We start from the raw sequence: 16,180 nt of genomic DNA, 5'->3' as shown, positions 1-16,180 counted from the left end.
CGAGGAGAGCGAAACATGCGCGTCATGGCTCAGATGTCGATGGTGATGAACCTCGACAAGTGCATCGGATGCCACACCTGCTCCGTCACCTGCAAACAGGCGTGGACCAACCGCACAGGAACCGAGTACATCTGGTTCAACAATGTGGAGACCCGGCCCGGTCAGGGGTACCCGCGTGGCTACGAGGACCAGGATAAGTGGCGGGGCGGATGGGAGCTCGGCGCCAATGGGCGTCTGAAGCTCAAGGCCGGTGGACGTCTCACGAAGTTGCTGCAGCTGTTTTCCAACCCCCGGCTGCCCGGGATCGAAGACTACTACGAGCCGTGGACCTACGAGTACGACAAGCTGCTGAATTCCCCGGCTCAGCAGGAGACCATACCGACCGCACCGCCGAAGTCTTTGATCTCGGGGGAGCGGGTGCAGATCGAATGGTCCGGGAACTGGGATGATGATCTCGGTGGCACCTACCTGCACAAGGACAAAGATCCGATGCTCAAGGGCATCGAAGAGAAGGTCCAGTTCGAGTTCGATCAGACCTTCATGTTCTACCTCCCGCGCATCTGCGAACACTGTTTGAACCCGACGTGCGTGGCCTCCTGCCCCTCCGGTGCGATTTATAAGCGCGAGGAGGACGGGATTGTCTTGGTGGACCAGGATGGATGCCGCGGATGGAGAATGTGCATCACGGGGTGTCCCTACAAGAAGATCTACTTCAACCACCGCACCGGCAAGGCCGAGAAGTGTACGTTCTGCTACCCCCGTATTGAGCAGGGGGAGCCGACGGTGTGCGCCGAGACGTGCGTGGGCCGTCTGCGCTACATCGGGCTGGTGCTCTACGACGCGGACCGCGTCCTCGCGGCCGCCTCGACCCGTGACGAGAAGGATCTCTACGCGGCGCAACGTGACCTCATCCTCGATCCTCACGACCCGGAGGTCGTAGCGGGGGCTCAGGCCGCCGGTATTCCCCACGACTGGATCCTCGCCGCTCAGAAGTCGCCCACATACAAGCTCATCAAGGACTACCAGGTCGCCCTGCCCCTGCATCCCGAATATCGGACGATGCCGATGGTGTGGTACATCCCGCCGCTTTCACCGGTCGTGGATGTCGTGCGCGATACCGGGTACGACGCGGAGGACGCCGAGAACCTCTTCGCCGCAATCGACGCGCTCCGCATCCCGGTGGAGTACCTCGCGAATCTGTTCACTGCCGGTGATGTTCCCACGGTGGAACGTGTTCTTTACCGGATGGCGGCGATGCGCTCGTACATGCGCGATGTCAACCTGGGCAACGAACCCCGCGAGGGTATCGCCAATGCGGTGGCCATGACCGGCCGCGAAATGGAAGAGATGTACAGGCTGCTCGCGATCGCAAAGTACGAAGACCGGTACGTGATCCCCGTCGGGCACCACGAGTCGGCCCATGATCTCGAGGGCATCGGGACCGACTGCCCGCTGAATGCCCCGGGGGGACCCGGAATGGGGATGTCCCTGCCGGAGCAGTCCCTGGGGATGGCGGGACCGGGCTACGCCACCAAGCGACAGACTGAGGGCTCTGGCCTGCCCGAGCGTCCCGCCGGTGTGCGGGTGAACCTCCTGAACTGGGATGGGAAGGGCACTCCGCAGGGACTGTTCCCCCAGCGCGCCGAAGGGACGGCCTGAAATGGGCACCCTCGCGCGTCTTCTGGATCGTCGCCGCACCTCATCCGGGCCGCAGAGAGTGACTGGAGGGCGTGCCTCGCATCAGACGGGTGCGGGGAAGGGGACCTCCCGTGAGGATCTGCTGCATGCCGCTGGTCTGGAGGATGATGCGCTCCGGTCCACGTGGTTGGCTGCGTCGTGGTTGTTGGGCTATCCCGATGCGGATCTGTTCGATCGGATTCCCGCCCTGCGCACCCTCGTGGACAGTCTCCCGGAGGTCACACGAGGCCCGCTGACGAGTACTCTCGACGCCCTCGTCCAGGGTGACGCTCTGAAGCTGCAGGAACGCTACGTCGATACCTTCGATACGCGACGACGAGGCTGTCTGTACCTGACGTATTTCAGTCAGGGCGACACCCGTCGACGGGGAATGGCGCTGGTACGCATCAAGCAGGATTTTCGTGCCGGGGGTGTGGACGTCTCCGACACGGAACTTCCTGATTATCTTCCCATGGTGCTCGAGTTCGCCGCCGCGCATGATGCTGCGCGAGGAGCCAAGATCCTGAGAGATAACCGGCCAGGTCTGGAGCTGCTGCGCCTTCACCTAGCCGACATCTCGTCCTCCTGGCACGGTGCTGTCGGGGCAGTCTGCGCGACCCTGCCGCCGTTGGACGCCGACGATCGCGAGGCAGTGCTACGCCTGGCAGCGGAGGGGCCCGCCGAAGAGACTGTGGGACTGGATGGTTACGGACAGGAGTCCGACGCCCTAGATCTCCACCATCAGACCGCCGCGGCCGGAGCATGCGGTGGCACAGCATCCGCGCCGGGCCCTGTGCCCGTCGAACTGTTGAGAGGACGCCCCTGATGACCGACGTGACTATTCCCGGATTGCTGCTGTGGGTCGTGGTGCCCTACATGGTGCTCGCGATCTTCGTGCTGGGGCACGTGTGGCGTTTCCGTCATGACCGATTCGGCTGGACCACCCGTTCGAGCCAGATCTACGAGTCGAGGCTGTTGGCCATCGGGTCGCCGCTGTTCCACTTCGGGATCATCGGCATCTTCTTCGGCCACGTGGTGGGATTGGGGATACCGAAATCCTGGATGGACGCCATCGGTATCCACGACCACGTCTATCACCTGATGGCGGTCATCATCGGGCTTGCGGCTGCCGTGGCCTGCGTGGGGGGGCTGCTTATCCTGCTGTATCGACGCCGCACCAATCGCCGCGTCTTCGGGGCGACCACGTCCGGGGACAAATTGATGTACCTCGTACTGACGGCGGTCATCGTGTTCGGGGTACTCGCCACCGTTGTCCACTCCGTCTTCGGTGACTACGACTACCGAGAGGGCGTCTCGGTGTGGTTCCGACAGTTCTGGAGCTTCCGTCCGGACCCCGTGACGATGGGACAGGCGCCGATCTTCTTCCAGCTGCACGTGCTGTCCGCCCTTGCGCTGTTCGCCATCTGGCCCTTCACCCGCCTGGTCCATGTGTTTGCGGTTCCGCTGGGGTATCTGACCCGGCCGTACATCGTGTATCGCTCGAAGGATCCGCGGAAGGAAGCGGAGCGTCGAGGCTGGGAGAAGGTGTCCTTTTGAGCGTGGCGACCCCACCGGCTCTGCTCGTGTTGGCGGGTGGCTCAGGGCAGCGTCTGGGGGGTGTCTGCAAGGCTGATCTGAGAGTCAATGGCCGTCGGCTGCTCGACATCGTGCTGGAGTCGGTCCCGACCACGACGTGTCGTGTTGTCGTCGCCCCACCGACGGTTGCTGTACCGCAAGGCGTGCATCAGACGCTGGAGAACCCCCCAGGCGGGGGTCCTGTGGCGGGAATCGCCGCCGGACTGACCCTGCTCGACAGGATCGCGCCGCCGGGTACGCCCGGAGCTCCCGCAGACGTGCTCGTTCTGGCCTGTGACATGCCGGGGGCGCCCGCATTGGTCCCCGCTCTTCTGGAAGGCGCGAAGCACCGCCGATCCTCAACGGACGGTGTCGTCGCCGTGCACCCCGATGGGCATCGCGAGCATCTCGCGTTGTGCGTGTCACGGAAGGCTTTGTTCGAGGTGCTTCATGCAGGGGGACATCGAGATCGATCGGTGCGGTCGGTCTTGGAACAGCTGACCGTGGCCCCGGTAGAGGTCCCTGCATGGGCTGCGGATGACATCGATGAATGGGAGCAGTGGGAGCGATGGGAGTCTCGGACATGAACGCCACCAAGCCGCCGGTCACACAGACCGCGCAGTGGGCGACATACCTGGAACCATGGATCCGTCAGGTGGAAGCGGAACTCAACCTTGGGCAGGACACCGTCGATGTCGACCGCGTGCACCAGATGACGTCGGTGGTGGCCGAACACATTCAACGGTCGATGGCGCCGATCGCCTCGTACCTCGTCGGGTACGCCGTCGGGCGCGGAGCCCGGATCGAGGAGGCATGCGTCGTTGTGGAGCGCCTCTGCCGGGAGAGTGACGCCGCTCCCTCGCGGTGAGGATCGTTACGAGCCGTTGAACTCCCCGGCCCGCACCATCCGCAGCACGGGTTCCCCGGCCTCATCGGTGGCCTCCAGGTCGAGCTCTGCCTCGAGGGCCCAGTCGCGGTCGCCCTCGGGGTCGGCGAGCACCTGCCGGACCCGCCAGATCTTCGATTCCTCCTGGATCTGCAGCAGCTGCGGGGAGCGGGCGGCATCGTCGATCCCCACGTGGTCGTGGCGGTCGTAGTAGTCGTCCATCGCCGCGGCCCACCGGTCGCGGTCCCATCCGTCGGCGCCGTCGAGTTCCGCCAGACGCTCCTCCCGCTCGAAGGCGAAGTGCTCGACCCGCTGCCACATGGCCGCCCGGACCATGGTGCGCAGCACCTTCGTCTGCGCCGACAGGGCCCGCGGGGAATCGGGTCGCAGCTCACCGGCCACGTCCGGGGCTCCGTCCTCGGGATGAGCGAGGGCCTCCCACTCATCCAGCAGGGAGGAGTCGATGCCGCGCACCAGCACACCCAGCCACTCCAGCATCTCCTCGAGCTGCTCGGTGCGCAGATCCTGCGGGATCGTGCGGCGCAGGGTGCGGTACGCGTCGGAGAGGTACCGCAGGACGATGCCCTCGGAACGCGCCAGCTGGTACCGCTGGACGAACTCGCTGAAGGTCTGCCCGGTCTCGTAGATCTCCCGCACGATCGACTTCGGGGAGAGGTCCTCGCCGCGCAGCCACGGGGCATGCCGCCGGTAGATCTCCAGCGCCGCGGTGAGTTCCTCCGCGAGGGGTTGAGGCCAGGTGACCTCCTCCAGGCGGGCCATCCGCTCGGTGTACTCCACACCGTCGGCCTTCATCTCGGCCAGCAGCTCCCCGCGGGCCGCGTTCTGCTGCGCCAGCAGGATCGGCATGGGGTCGTCGAGGATCGCCTCGATGGTGGAGACCGTATCGAGGGTGAGGGTGGGGGAGTCCTCCTCGAAAGAGTCGATCATCGCGATCGCGAACGGTGCGAGCGGCTGGGTGAGGGTGAAATCCAGCTGCAGGTCCTCCACCAGGGCGAGCCGTCGACCCAGGTGGTCGGGCTCCGGCAGCACCTGCACGATGTCCGCATCGATCAGGCCCCGCAGGATCTGCACCGCCTCCCGGACCAGTGCCAGCTTCTGCGTGGTGGTCTGGTGGCTGGTCATGATGAGGTGCCGGGCGGAGGCGACGGCATCCCCCGGGCGGGCGATCAGAGCCAGCGCCATCGCCGGGGTGAAACGCAGGTGAGGACGCAGCGGCGCGGGCGGGTTCTCCACCAGCTTCGTGAGGTTCGCCTCGGACCACGAGATCGCGCCCTCGGGCACCTTGGGCTTGGGCTCCCTGCGTTTCTTCTTGGCGTTGTTCGGCACCGCCCCGGACTCGACCCGGGCGGCGGCCTTCGCCTGTTGCTTGAGGAACTCGACCGTCCACGGTGGCGCCTGCACCACCACGTGCCCGATGGTGTCGAATCCAGCGCGGCCCGCCCGCCCGGCGATCTGGTGGAACTCGCGGGCGTTCAGCAGCCGCATCCGCCGCCCGTCGAACTTCGCCAGACCCGTCAGCAGCACCGTGCGGATCGGCACGTTGATCCCGACGCCGAGGGTGTCGGTGCCACAGATGATCTTCAACAGGCCCGACTGCGCCAGACGCTCCACCAGGCGGCGGTACTTCGGGAGCATCCCTGCGTGATGCACCCCGATACCCTCGCGGACCAGCCCGGACAACTGCCGGCCGAAGCCCTTCGCGAAGCGGAAGTCGCCGATCAGGCGACGCACCTGCTCCTTCTCCTCGGCGGTGAGGATGTCCTGGCGCCGCAGGGCTAACGCCTGCTCCACCGCGTCCTTCTGGGTGAAGTGGACGATGTAGACGGGGGCGTCGCGCTCCTCCAGGATCTGCGCGATGGTGTCGGGCAGGGTCTCGGTGGACCAGCGGAAGTCGAGCGGCACCGGGCGTGGGGCGTCGGCGATGACGCTCACATCGCGGCCGGTGCGGTCGGTGAGATCACGCTCGAGATCGGTGGTGTCACCGAGGGTGGCACTCATGAGCACGAACTGGCAGTCGGGCAGTTCCAGCAACGGCACCTGCCAGGCCCAGCCGCGCTGCGGATCCCCGTAGTAGTGGAACTCGTCCATCACGGCCAGACCGACGTCGGAGAACGAGCCCTCCCGCAGGGCGTGCTGGGCGAAGATCTCCGCGGTGCACACCAGGATGGGGGCGTCGTGGTTGACCGAGGAGTCCCCGGTCATCATGCCGACGTTCTCCGCCCCGAACTGTGCCACCAGGTCGAAGAACTTCTCACTGACCAGGGCCTTGATGGGCGCTGTGTAGTAGGAGCGCTCCCCACGGGCCATGGCCGCGAAGATCGCGCTGTAGCCGATGGTCGTCTTGCCGGAGCCGGTGGGGGTCGCCGCGATCACGTGATCGCCCGCGGCGATCGCCAGCAGGGCCTCCTCCTGATGCGGGTACAGCGTGCGCCCGATCTGCGCCTGGGCGGCGACGAAGGCGTCGACGATCGCGTCCTGGGAGGCGGGGGCGTCGGGCAGGTGATCTGCGAGGAGGGGCATGCCCCCAGTCTCTCAGGCGGGGCCGACAGACGAGGTCGGCAGCAGGCCCTCACGAGCCGGGCGCCGGGCGCAGGGGTTCCAGAATCGTCAGCAGCCGCGCACGGAGGTCCTGCGAAAGCTCCGCAAGGGCACGCTGACGACGCACGTACTCGGCCTTCCCGGCGGCGGTCTCGATCGGCACCACGCCGTATCCGAGGGGCCGCACGTCGTAGGGGCTCGCTTCCATGTCTAGCACCCGGATCTCCCGGGCGTGTTCGAAACAATCGAGCACCAGCTCCGAGGGCACCAGCGGCGTCATCTTCATCGCCCACTTGTACAGGTCCATCCCCACGTGCAGGCACGCGGGATTGTCGAGGTCACGCTGGGCCGGACGCGTCGGCTGCAGGGTGTTGCGCGGCGCCGCCGACGGGGTGAAGAAACGGAAGGCGTCGATGTGGGAACACACCAGGCGCTCCCGTTCCACCACCGCGTCGGTCTCCTCCTGGCTGAGCCGCAACGGGAGGTCTTCATGCCGCTGCTGCCCGGGCCGCAGACCGTGGACCATCGCCCACTCGTGCAAGCCGAAACAGCCGAACTGCGGTGTCCGGGCGGGGAGGGAGGACCGTTGCAGCAGCTCCGTGACGAAGGCCAGGGCGTCGGCACGCTCGGCGATGAACCGGGACACGTCGGCGCGGCGCAGGATACGGCCGGTACCGGTGGGATCGGGGGAGTCCGTGTACCAGTGGCGGCCGCATTCATCGGCATCGGCCAGGGGCGGCCGGCCCTCGCCCGGTTCATCGGCGGCGGCGTCGTAGGCGATCGCCCACCCGGGGTGCCAGCGGCGCAGGCGGGCGGAGGAGAAGGGGTAGTAGGTGGTGAGGAAGTCCTCCACCGGGTGCTTCTCCCCGCGGGCCCGACGCTCACGGATGCTCGCGGTCAGGGTGTCGGCCCGAGCCTCGTGGGCGGCGCGGGCGCGGCGAGCCTGCTCGGCCGTCATGACGGATTCAGGCGTGCCCACGGCCGCTCCCGGGAAGATCCTCCGCCTCGGCCACGGCATCGGCTAGAGCGGCGCCTGCTCCTGCATACAGGTGGACGACGGTCCGCAGGCCGTGGTTGTGCAGCTCCGCGACGTCCTCGCGGTACTGGGCGATCGCCGCGATCTGGCGATCATCCCGATCGGACCCCGCGGCGCGCAGGCGGCGCAGCGCCTCGAGGTTCGCATGCTGCGAGGGCAATGCCAGGATGATCGCCTCGATGTCGTCGTCCTCGCGCACGCGCGCCCAGAAATCCGCGTCGGTGGCATCCCCCTCGATCACCCGCACGCCCTGCTCCCGCAGCACCTCCACCCGCTGGGGGTCCTGCTCCACGCCGAGCACGGGTATGCCGTACTCGGTCTCCAGTCGCTGGGCGGCCACGCGACCCACCCGCCCCATGCCCAGCACGATCGTGCGGGCGTCCCCGAGATCCAGGGGGCGCTCCTCGGGATGCAGGCGTTCCACGGGCCTCGGGCCCAGCCAGGAGGAGATACGGGTGGCGAGTCCCACCGACAGCGGGTTCAGCAGGCCTGACAGGACGAAGCTCGCGGCCACCGCGATCACCAGTGAGTTCAGCCAGTGCGCATCGAGGGTGCCGTCGTCGACCCCGAGTGCGGCGACGATGAGTGCGAACTCGGAGAAGTTGGTGAGGGTCAGGGAGGCGAGGACGGCGGTGCGGTGGCGCATTCCCAGCCACATCAACAGCAGCCAGTAGCCCACGCCCTGCATCGGCAGCAGCAGAAGCATCAGCAGCCCCTCCCGCACGTTCGCGAGGTCGGGCAGACCCAGGTAACCGATGTTCACGAAGAAGCCGACCAGCAGCAGCTCGCGCACGGAGGCGACGGTGCGCGCGAGTTTGTCGGCGCCGTCGTGGCGGGCGAGGATCACGCCCATCACCAGGGCCCCGAGCTCCCCGGAGAGCCCCAGCCAGGTGAACAGGGCGTATCCCGGGACCAGCGCCATGAGCACCCCGAACAGCACGCCCAGGTCACCGTCACCGAGATGCGGCCAGTGCCGGGTGGCCCACACCAGCAGGGGGATGACCGCCACCAGGGCCAGGGCCCATGGACGCGGCGGATGCCCGGTGGACACAGAGATGATCACCACCGCTGCGATGTCCTGTATCAGCAGGATGCCGATGGCGATGCGGCCGTACAGCGAGGAGGTATCGCCGCGGTCCTGCAGGATCTTCAGCGCCAGGATCGTCGAGGAGAACGACAGCAGCAGGCCGATCACAGCGACATCGCGCCAGGAGGCCGGGGCCAGCAGCGTGGCGGCCGCCAGACCCGCCAGGCCGAGGGCCGACAGCACCGTCACCGCGAGCATGTGCGCCGTGGCCGTGAGCCACACCTGCGGGCGCAGCAGAGTGCGCAGATCGAGGTGCAGGCCGATGGTGAACAGCATGAGCGCCACCCCGACCTCCGCCATCACCTCGAGGCCCGGGGGAGCGGCCACCCCGGCGATACTGAGGGCGAATCCGGCGGCGAGATATCCGATCAGGGGTGGCAGACGCACCAGGTGGGCCAGGGCACCGAGGCCGAAGGCCGCCAGCACCGGAACCACGAGGACGTCCATGGGAACATTCTGGCCGATCCGGGACGCGCCCGGCGGCGCGCCTAGACTGGAGCCCATGCGCATCGCCCGTTACACCACCGGGGAGGATCCCGCCTACGGCATCGTTCAGGAGAAGGACGGCCGCGACATGGTCTACGGCATCACCGGGGACCCTCTCTACACCGAGATCCGCCCCACCGGCCGGATCCTGCCGCTGGACGGGGTGCGGTTGCTGGCCCCGGTGATCCCCCGCTCGAAGGTGGTGTGCGTCGGCCGCAACTACGCCGAGCACGCCCGCGAGCTCGGCAATGAGGTGCCCGAGCAGGCCCTGTTCTTCCTCAAGCCCAACACCGCGGTGGTCGGCCCCGGTGAGCCGGTGATGCTGCCCGCCTACAGCCGGGAGGTCAGCCTCGAGGCCGAGCTCGCCGTCGTGATCAAGCACATGGTCAAGGACCTCACCCCCGAGCAGGTGCCCGCCGCGATCCTCGGCTACACCTGCGCGAACGATCTCACCGCACGCGATGCGCAACGTGACGAGTCGCAGTGGTTCCGCGCCAAGGCCTTCGATACCTCCTGTCCGCTGGGGCCGTGGATCGAGACGGATCTCGACCCGTCGTCCCTGCGTATCGGCTCGGCCGTCGACGGGCAGAGCGCCCAGGACGGCACCACCGCCGACATGTTGCGACCGGTGGCCGAGCTGATCGCGGAGATCTCCCACGTCACCACGCTGCTGCCCGGTGACGTGGTGCTCACCGGCACCCCGGCCGGGGTGCGCACCGTCGAGGCCGGCAGCACGGTCGATGTGACCATCGAGGGCATCGGCACCCTCACCTCACCGATCGTGCGACGCTGACCACCGCGCGATCCCGCCCCCACCCGCGCCACCTGTACCCGAGGAGACCCCTGTGACCGGCACCGTCACGCCCGACGCCCCCGCCACCGGCAGCGACGTGCGCGTCCGCTTCTGCCCCAGCCCCACCGGCACGCCGCACGTCGGACTGGTGCGCACCGCCCTGTTCAACTGGGGGTACGCCCGCCATACCGGTGGGAAGCTGATCTTCCGCATCGAGGACACCGATGCCAAGCGCGACAGCGAGGAGTCCTACCAGCAGCTGCTCGAGGCCATGCGCTGGCTCGGCATCGACTGGGACGAGGGCGTCGAGGTCGGCGGGCCGCACGGTCCCTACCGCCAGTCGCAGCGAAGCGAGATCTACGCCGACGTCATCGAGCGGCTCAAGACCGCCGGCCACATCTACGAGTCGTTCTCCACCGCCGAGGAGATCGCCGACCGCCACCGCGCCGCCGGCCGCGACCCACAGATCGGGTACGACGGGTACGACCGCGACCTCACTGAGGAGCAGAAGCAGGCCTTCCGGGACGAGGGCCGTGAGCCCACCTGGCGTCTGCGGATGCCCGATGAGGACATCACCTTCTCCGACCTGGTGCGTGGGGAGATCACCTTCCGGGCGGGTTCCACCCCCGACTACGTGGTGGTCCGCGCCAACGGACAGCCGCTGTACACCCTGGTGAACCCGGTCGACGACGCGCTGATGGGTGTCACTCATGTGCTGCGTGGTGAGGATCTGCTCTCCTCGACGCCACGGCAGATCGCGCTGTACCGCGCGCTGGTCGACATCGGAGTGGCCGATCGGATCCCCGTCTTCGGGCACCTGCCGTACGTGATGGGGGAGGGCAACAAGAAGCTCTCCAAGCGCGACCCCGAGTCCAACCTGTTCCTCTACCGCGAGCAGGGGTTCCTGCCCGAGGGCATGGTGAACTACCTGGCTCTGCTCGGCTGGGGCTACAGCGCCGACCAGGACGTCTTCACCCGGGAGCAGTTCGTCGAGCGCTTCGACGTCGCCGATGTGAACCCGAACCCGGCGCGCGTGGACCTCAAGAAGGCGACCGCCCTGAACGCCGACCACATGCGTCTGCTGCCGCCGGAGGAGTTCACCGAGCGGATGGTGCCGTACCTGCAGGGGGCCGGTCTGCTGAGCGATCCGCCGACCGCCGAACAGCGCGCTCTGCTGGTGGCCGCGACACCGCTGGTGCAGCCCCGCATGAACCTGCTGGGGGAGGCGCCGGACATGCTCCGCTTCCTGTTCGTCGACGATGCGGATCTGGAGGTCGCCGAGGAGGCCTTCGCGAAGCTCGGGGAGGATCCCCTGGGCGTGCTCGACCGGGCGATCGCAGAGATCGAGGCCCTTCCCGAGGATGATTTCCGGGCCGAGACCCTCGAGTCCACCCTGCGCGCAGCGATCGTCGACGACATGGGGGTGAAGCCGCGCCTGGCCTTCGGTCCGCTGCGCAGCGCGGTGTCCGGCCGCCGGGTCTCGCCGCCGCTGTTCGAGTCAATGGAGCTGCTGGGGCGCCCCTCGACGCTGGCCCGTCTGCGGTCCTTCCGGACGCAGCTCGCCGCGCGCGCCTGAGTCGCCGGGTGGGAGACCTCACAGGCCGCAGGGCCTCTACGGCTTTGCGCCGAGGTCTCGGGAGCAGGTATGGTCGTACCTCGGTACGGCGCGGCCGATGCCTTCGGGAGACCGGGGGAATCGACCGGAAAAGTGCCTTCCACCATGGGGTATGGTGTAATTGGCAACACGGCTGATTCTGGTTCAGTTGTTCTTGGTTCGAGTCCAGGTACCCCAGCGCTGAGCGATTCTTCGGGATCGCGACGCTCGCGCCCCGTTCGTCTAGCGGCCCAGGACGTCGCCCTCTCACGGCGGTAACACCGGTTCAAATCCGGTACGGGGTACGAAGCAGTCGCCGCGGCGGCTGCCCTGCCCCGTTCGTCTAGCGGCCCAGGACGTCGCCCTCTCACGGCGGTAACACCGGTTCAAATCCGGTACGGGGTACGAGCAAGGCCGGCACACACAGGTGTGCCGGCCTTCGTCGTGGAGCCGGTTGTGTCACCAGCGGTCGATAGGATCAGGCCATGACCACCAGCACCCCCAGCCCGCAGCCCGCTACCGACCTCCCCGTCGTGGTCGTCGGCATCTCCGACTCCGACGATTCCGACCGCGCGATCCGCTGGGGTGCCGAGCACGCCCGTCGCATCGGAGGGCAGCTGCGCCTGGTCCACGCCTTCGTGTGGCCTCTGCTGAACGTGGACGTCGACCCGGTGCCCGGTGTGGCGGGCTCCGGTCTGCGCGCCGGGGCGGAGACGCTCGTCGCGCATGCCGAGGCGGTCGCCCGCGAGGTCGCTCCCGAGATCCCCGTCCTCACCGAGATCGTGGAGGGACGCTCGGCCGACGTGCTCGTCACCGAGTCCCGCGGGGCCGCGGTGCTCGCGGTGGGCAGCCGCGGGCTCGGCCGGATGATGGCCGTCGTCATGGGCTCCACCAGCCTCGCCCTCGCCCGCTACGCCGCCTGCCCCGTGGTGGTGGTGCGCGGCGATGAGGCCACCGACGGTCCCATCGGCGTGGCGTACGAATCCTCCGACCTGGGGGAGCAGGCGCTCGAGCGCGCCGGACGCCTGGCGGCCGCCTATGAGGCCGAGGTGCACGTCGTCATCGGCGTCCACACCCCCGCCGCCGAACACGACCGGATCCTCGCCCACACCCGGCAGGCCGTGGCCCGCGCCGGCGTCGACGTGCCCGTGAAGCTGTCCGACCTCGCGACCGCACATTCGGCGAAGGACCTTGTCGCCGCGAGTGAGGGCTCCCGCATGCTCGTCGTGCCCGCCGCGTCCGAGGGGCTGGCCTCGGCGTCGTCGCGAACCGGCGCTGTGGTGCAGCTGGCCCACACGCCGATCTGGATCGAGCGTCCGCTGCAGCACCGCGGCTGACCGCGGGGTCAGACCCCGCTGTGGCGCAGCACGTCGCTGAGGTGGTTCGCCGAGGCGATCACCGCGGCAGCGTGGAGGCGTCCCGGCTGGCGAGTGATCCGTTCGATCGGTCCGGAGACCGACAGCGCCGCGACCACCCGGCCGTTGGGCCCGCGCACGGGTGCTGACACCGAACCGACCCCGGCCTCGCGCTCACCGACGGACTGGGCCCAGCCGCGACGGCGCACCGCCGAGAGCATGGTGGCAGTGAAACGAGCCCCGTGCAGACCGCGGTGCATGCGGTCGGGCTCCTCCCACGCCAACAGGATCTGGGCAGCCGACCCCGCCTTCATCGACAGCGCCGCGCCCAGGGGAACGGAGTCACGCAAGCCGATCGGACGTTCCGCGGTGGCGACGCAGATGCGGTGGTCCCCCTGACGGCGGTAGAGCTGAGCGGACTCCCCGGTGCGATCCCGCAACGCGGCGAGCACCGGGCCTGCCGAGGCGAGCAGGCGGTCCTCACCCGCGGCACTGGCGAGCTCCCCGAGCCGCGGTCCCAACACGAACCTGCCCTGCATGTCCCGCGCGACGAGGCGATGGTGCTCCAGCGCGACGGCCAGCCGATGGGCGGTCGGTCGCGCCAGCCCCGTGGATTGCACCAGCTGCGTGAGGGTGGCGGGCCCGGTCTCGAGGGCCCCGAGCACCGTCGCGGCCTTGTCGAGCACCCCGACGCCGCTGCCCCCGTCCGGGGAGATCTCTGTGGTGTCCATGGGTCGATATTGCCGTCTTGAAAGTTGAGACGCAACTGCAGTGGTGCGAGTCGGCTTCCATGATGGGGCGAGCGCCGGGGCGTGACAGGTACGCCCTGACACGGCGATGACATCGCGAGGACAGGCCCTCCGGCCCGGGACGCGCGACGGTCGTCGCGGAGAGGCCGCGGCACGGAAGGAGCAGGTGGACGATGGCGGGCACGCTCGCGGAGAAGGTGTGGAACGACCATGTGGTGCGTCGTGGGGAGAACGGCGAGCCCGACCTGCTCTACATCGACCTCCACCTCCTCCATGAGGTCACCAGCCCCCAGGCCTTCGACGGCCTGCGGCAGGAGGGACGCGCCCTGCGCCGGACCGATCTGACGCTCGCGACCGAGGACCACAACACCCCGACGGTCGACATCGACCGTCCGATCGCCGACATCACCTCCCGCACACAGATCGAGACGCTGCGCCGCAACGCCGAGGAGTTCGGGGTGCGGCTGCATCCGCTGGGGGACATCGAGCAGGGCATCGTGCACGTGGTCGGTCCGCAGCTGGGCCTGACCATGCCGGGCATCACCGTGGTGTGCGGTGACTCCCACACCTCCACCCACGGTGCCTTCGGGGCGCTCGCCTTCGGCATCGGAACCAGCGAGGTGGAGCATGTGATGGCCACCCAGACGCTGCCGCTGAAGCCGTTCCGGACGATGGCCGTGACCGTCGAGGGCACCCTGAAGCCGGGCGTGACCGCGAAGGACATCATCCTCGCAGTGATCGCGAAGATCGGCACCGGCGGTGGGGCCGGTCATGTCATCGAGTATCGCGGCGAGGCCATCCGGGCGCTCTCCATGGAGGGCCGCATGACCATCTGCAACATGTCCATCGAGGCGGGTGCCCGCGCCGGGATGATCGCCCCCGATGAGATCACCTTCGAGTACGTGAAGGGCCGGCCCCACGCCCCGCAGGGTGCCGACTGGGACGAGGCTGTGGCCTACTGGCGGACGCTGCGCAGCGACGACGACGCCGTGTTCGACACGGAGGTCGTGATCGACGCCGACGAGCTGGAGCCCTTCGTCACCTGGGGCACGAACCCCGGGCAGGGACTGCCGCTGAGCGCCACCGTGCCGGACCCGGCCGCGATCGTCGACGAGTCCGAACGGGTCGCTGCCGAGCGCGCTCTGGAGTACATGGATCTGCAGCCCGGCACCCCCCTGCGGGAGGTCGCCGTCGACACCGTGTTCATGGGCTCGTGCACCAACAGTCGGATCGAGGACCTGCGGGCCTTCGCCGACGTGATCCGCGGCCGCACCAAGCACCCCGACGTGCGGGTGCTGGTCGTCCCCGGCAGCGCCCGCGTGCGTCGCCAGGCCGAGGATGAGGGGCTGGATCGGGAGTTCCTCGCCTTCGGGGCGGAGTGGCGACAGGCCGGGTGCTCCATGTGCCTGGGCATGAACCCCGATCAGCTCGCGCCGGGGGAGCGATCCGCCTCCACCTCCAACCGGAACTTCGAGGGCCGGCAGGGCAAGGGCGGGCGCACCCACCTCGTCTCCCCGGTGGTGGCCGCCGCCACCGCCGTGCGCGGCACCCTGTCCGCGCCGTCAGACCTCGACGACACGCCGCACGGCTCCACCGCAGCGCAGCGCGGCGCCGCCGCCTGAGTCGAGCCCGCCGCGACAACCGGGCGCCCCCACTCCGTACCTCCTGGAAGGACCCCTCCCGTGGAAGCTGTCACCACCCACACCGGCGTCGGCGTGCCGCTGCGCCGCAGCAACGTCGACACCGACCAGATCATCCCCGCCGTCTACCTCAAGCGGGTCACCAAGACCGGCTTCGACGACGGCCTGTTCGCCGCCTGGCGCCGCTCCGACGATTTCGTGCTGAACCAGCCCGCCTACCGCTCGGGATCCGTGCTGGTGGCCGGCCCCGACTTCGGCACCGGCTCCTCCCGGGAGCATGCGGTCTGGGCGCTGCGCGACTACGGGTTCCGGGCCGTGCTCTCCAGCCGCTTCGCCGACATCTTCCGCGGCAACGCCGGCAAGCAGGGGCTCATCGCGGCCCAGCTGGCACAGGACGACATCGAGCTGCTGTGGAAGATCCTGGAGGAGCAGCCCGGCACCGAGGTGACCGTCGACCTCTCAGAACGCCAGGTGCGAGCCGCCGGGACGGACCTGCCCTTCGTCATCGACGACTACACGCGCTGGCGCCTGATGGAGGGCCTCGACGACGTCGGCCTCACGCTGCGGCACGCCGCCGACATCGACGCCTTCGAGGCACGGCGTCCCGCGTGGATGCCCAGGACGCTCCCGACGCGGACGGCATCGGGGGTCTGAGCGTCGCACGCGCCACGACTCACCGACTTCCCGAGGCCGCTCCGGTAAGGTGAGTCGGTCCCCGGGCCCCGTGCCCGCCCCTCACCCTG

Annotated in this window: 14 protein-coding genes and 3 tRNA genes; 13 read left to right on the top strand and 4 right to left on the bottom strand. The window is 68.7% G+C overall.

All coding sequences use genetic code 11. The features are described from left to right. The first annotated feature begins 15 nt into the window (after positions 1-15). The 5 genes from narH to JSY14_RS02085 are packed head-to-tail and all read left to right on the top strand — an operon-like array spanning position 16 to position 4,120. Positions 16-1,659, top strand: a complete 1,644-nt coding sequence (gene narH, locus JSY14_RS02100) for a nitrate reductase subunit beta (protein ID WP_259557109.1) — start codon at positions 16-18, stop codon at positions 1,657-1,659. Between the two features lies 1 nt (position 1,660). Continuing rightward, on the top strand, positions 1,661-2,503 hold the full coding sequence (gene narJ, locus JSY14_RS02095; RefSeq protein WP_259557108.1) for a nitrate reductase molybdenum cofactor assembly chaperone: 843 nt from the start codon (positions 1,661-1,663) through the stop codon (positions 2,501-2,503). Beyond that, positions 2,503-3,234, top strand: a complete 732-nt coding sequence (narI, locus tag JSY14_RS02090; RefSeq protein ID WP_259557107.1) for a respiratory nitrate reductase subunit gamma — start codon at positions 2,503-2,505, stop codon at positions 3,232-3,234. Before narJ ends, narI begins: the two co-directional genes overlap by 1 nt. Positions 3,235-3,236: 2 nt before the next feature. Next, a complete protein-coding gene (mobA, locus tag JSY14_RS12495) occupies positions 3,237-3,839 on the top strand; it encodes a molybdenum cofactor guanylyltransferase (RefSeq protein WP_432803590.1) in 603 nt (200 codons plus the stop codon). Continuing rightward, complete coding sequence (locus tag JSY14_RS02085; protein WP_259557106.1) at positions 3,836-4,120, top strand: DUF6457 domain-containing protein; 285 nt, start codon at positions 3,836-3,838, stop codon at positions 4,118-4,120. Before mobA ends, JSY14_RS02085 begins: the two co-directional genes overlap by 4 nt. 6 nt (positions 4,121-4,126) lie before the next feature. On the opposite strand, the gene JSY14_RS02080 is transcribed toward JSY14_RS02085, so the two are convergent. The 3 genes from JSY14_RS02080 to JSY14_RS02070 are packed head-to-tail and all read right to left on the bottom strand — an operon-like array spanning position 4,127 to position 9,267. After that, entirely contained in the window at positions 4,127-6,679 is a 2,553-nt protein-coding gene (locus tag JSY14_RS02080) for a DEAD/DEAH box helicase (RefSeq protein WP_259557105.1), read from the bottom strand. Between the two features lie 49 nt (positions 6,680-6,728). Further along, positions 6,729-7,655 carry a 3-methyladenine DNA glycosylase gene (locus JSY14_RS02075; protein WP_259559504.1) on the bottom strand — a complete coding sequence of 309 codons (927 nt, stop codon included), beginning with the start codon at positions 7,653-7,655 and terminating at the stop codon, positions 6,729-6,731. Positions 7,656-7,662: 7 nt separating this feature from the next. Then, on the bottom strand, positions 7,663-9,267 hold the full coding sequence (locus JSY14_RS02070) for a cation:proton antiporter family protein (RefSeq protein ID WP_259557104.1): 1,605 nt from the start codon (positions 9,265-9,267) through the stop codon (positions 7,663-7,665). Between the two features lie 55 nt (positions 9,268-9,322). Between JSY14_RS02070 and JSY14_RS02065 the strand changes: the two genes are divergently transcribed. The 6 genes from JSY14_RS02065 to JSY14_RS02040 all read left to right on the top strand — a co-directional run bounded on the left by JSY14_RS02065 (position 9,323) and on the right by JSY14_RS02040 (position 13,030). After that, on the top strand, positions 9,323-10,099 hold the full coding sequence (locus tag JSY14_RS02065) for a fumarylacetoacetate hydrolase family protein (protein ID WP_259557103.1): 777 nt from the start codon (positions 9,323-9,325) through the stop codon (positions 10,097-10,099). A gap of 52 nt (positions 10,100-10,151) precedes the next feature. Next, on the top strand, positions 10,152-11,675 hold the full coding sequence (gene gltX / locus JSY14_RS02060) for a glutamate--tRNA ligase (RefSeq protein ID WP_259557102.1): 1,524 nt from the start codon (positions 10,152-10,154) through the stop codon (positions 11,673-11,675). A 145-nt stretch (positions 11,676-11,820) separates the two neighbouring features. Then, positions 11,821-11,892 (top strand) — tRNA-Gln (locus JSY14_RS02055). A gap of 33 nt (positions 11,893-11,925) precedes the next feature. Beyond that, positions 11,926-11,998: transfer RNA gene (locus JSY14_RS02050), tRNA-Glu, on the top strand. Between the two features lie 27 nt (positions 11,999-12,025). Then, positions 12,026-12,098, top strand: a tRNA-Glu gene (locus JSY14_RS02045). An 80-nt stretch (positions 12,099-12,178) separates the two neighbouring features. Further along, positions 12,179-13,030, top strand: coding sequence for a universal stress protein (locus JSY14_RS02040; RefSeq protein ID WP_259557101.1), 852 nt, complete (start codon positions 12,179-12,181; stop codon positions 13,028-13,030). Positions 13,031-13,038: 8 nt separating this feature from the next. On the opposite strand, the gene JSY14_RS02035 is transcribed toward JSY14_RS02040, so the two are convergent. Continuing rightward, positions 13,039-13,779 carry an IclR family transcriptional regulator gene (locus JSY14_RS02035; RefSeq protein ID WP_259557100.1) on the bottom strand — a complete coding sequence of 247 codons (741 nt, stop codon included), beginning with the start codon at positions 13,777-13,779 and terminating at the stop codon, positions 13,039-13,041. A gap of 191 nt (positions 13,780-13,970) precedes the next feature. Between JSY14_RS02035 and leuC the strand changes: the two genes are divergently transcribed. Continuing rightward, a complete protein-coding gene (leuC, locus tag JSY14_RS02030) occupies positions 13,971-15,419 on the top strand; it encodes a 3-isopropylmalate dehydratase large subunit (protein WP_259557099.1) in 1,449 nt (482 codons plus the stop codon). Positions 15,420-15,479: 60 nt separating this feature from the next. Beyond that, the gene (gene leuD, locus JSY14_RS02025; protein ID WP_259557098.1) at positions 15,480-16,091 is read left to right on the top strand and encodes a 3-isopropylmalate dehydratase small subunit; all 612 of its coding nucleotides are present in this window, start codon (positions 15,480-15,482) and stop codon (positions 16,089-16,091) included. The last annotated feature ends 89 nt before the right edge of the window (positions 16,092-16,180 follow it).

It is taken from the genome of Brachybacterium sillae, assembly GCF_025028335.1.
GTDB lineage: Bacteria > Actinomycetota > Actinomycetes > Actinomycetales > Dermabacteraceae > Brachybacterium > Brachybacterium sillae.
This window is presented reverse-complemented; position numbering and strand designations above follow the sequence as displayed.

Excerpts from the sequence above, each read along its gene's own strand:
- narJ (WP_259557108.1), top strand. The coding sequence starts at position 1,661 with ATGGGCACCCTCGCGCGTCTTCTGGATCGTCGCCGCACCTCATCCGGG.
- JSY14_RS02070 (WP_259557104.1), bottom strand. The coding sequence starts at position 9,267 with ATGGACGTCCTCGTGGTTCCGGTGCTGGCGGCCTTCGGCCTCGGTGCC.
- JSY14_RS02080 (WP_259557105.1), bottom strand. The coding sequence starts at position 6,679 with ATGCCCCTCCTCGCAGATCACCTGCCCGACGCCCCCGCCTCCCAGGAC.
- JSY14_RS02085 (WP_259557106.1), top strand. The coding sequence starts at position 3,836 with ATGAACGCCACCAAGCCGCCGGTCACACAGACCGCGCAGTGGGCGACA.
- leuC (WP_259557099.1), top strand. The coding sequence starts at position 13,971 with ATGGCGGGCACGCTCGCGGAGAAGGTGTGGAACGACCATGTGGTGCGT.
- JSY14_RS02075 (WP_259559504.1), bottom strand. The coding sequence starts at position 7,655 with ATGACGGCCGAGCAGGCTCGCCGCGCCCGCGCCGCCCACGAGGCTCGG.
- narH (WP_259557109.1), top strand. The coding sequence starts at position 16 with ATGCGCGTCATGGCTCAGATGTCGATGGTGATGAACCTCGACAAGTGC.
- JSY14_RS02065 (WP_259557103.1), top strand. The coding sequence starts at position 9,323 with ATGCGCATCGCCCGTTACACCACCGGGGAGGATCCCGCCTACGGCATC.
- JSY14_RS02040 (WP_259557101.1), top strand. The coding sequence starts at position 12,179 with ATGACCACCAGCACCCCCAGCCCGCAGCCCGCTACCGACCTCCCCGTC.
- narI (WP_259557107.1), top strand. The coding sequence starts at position 2,503 with ATGACCGACGTGACTATTCCCGGATTGCTGCTGTGGGTCGTGGTGCCC.
- JSY14_RS02035 (WP_259557100.1), bottom strand. The coding sequence starts at position 13,779 with ATGGACACCACAGAGATCTCCCCGGACGGGGGCAGCGGCGTCGGGGTG.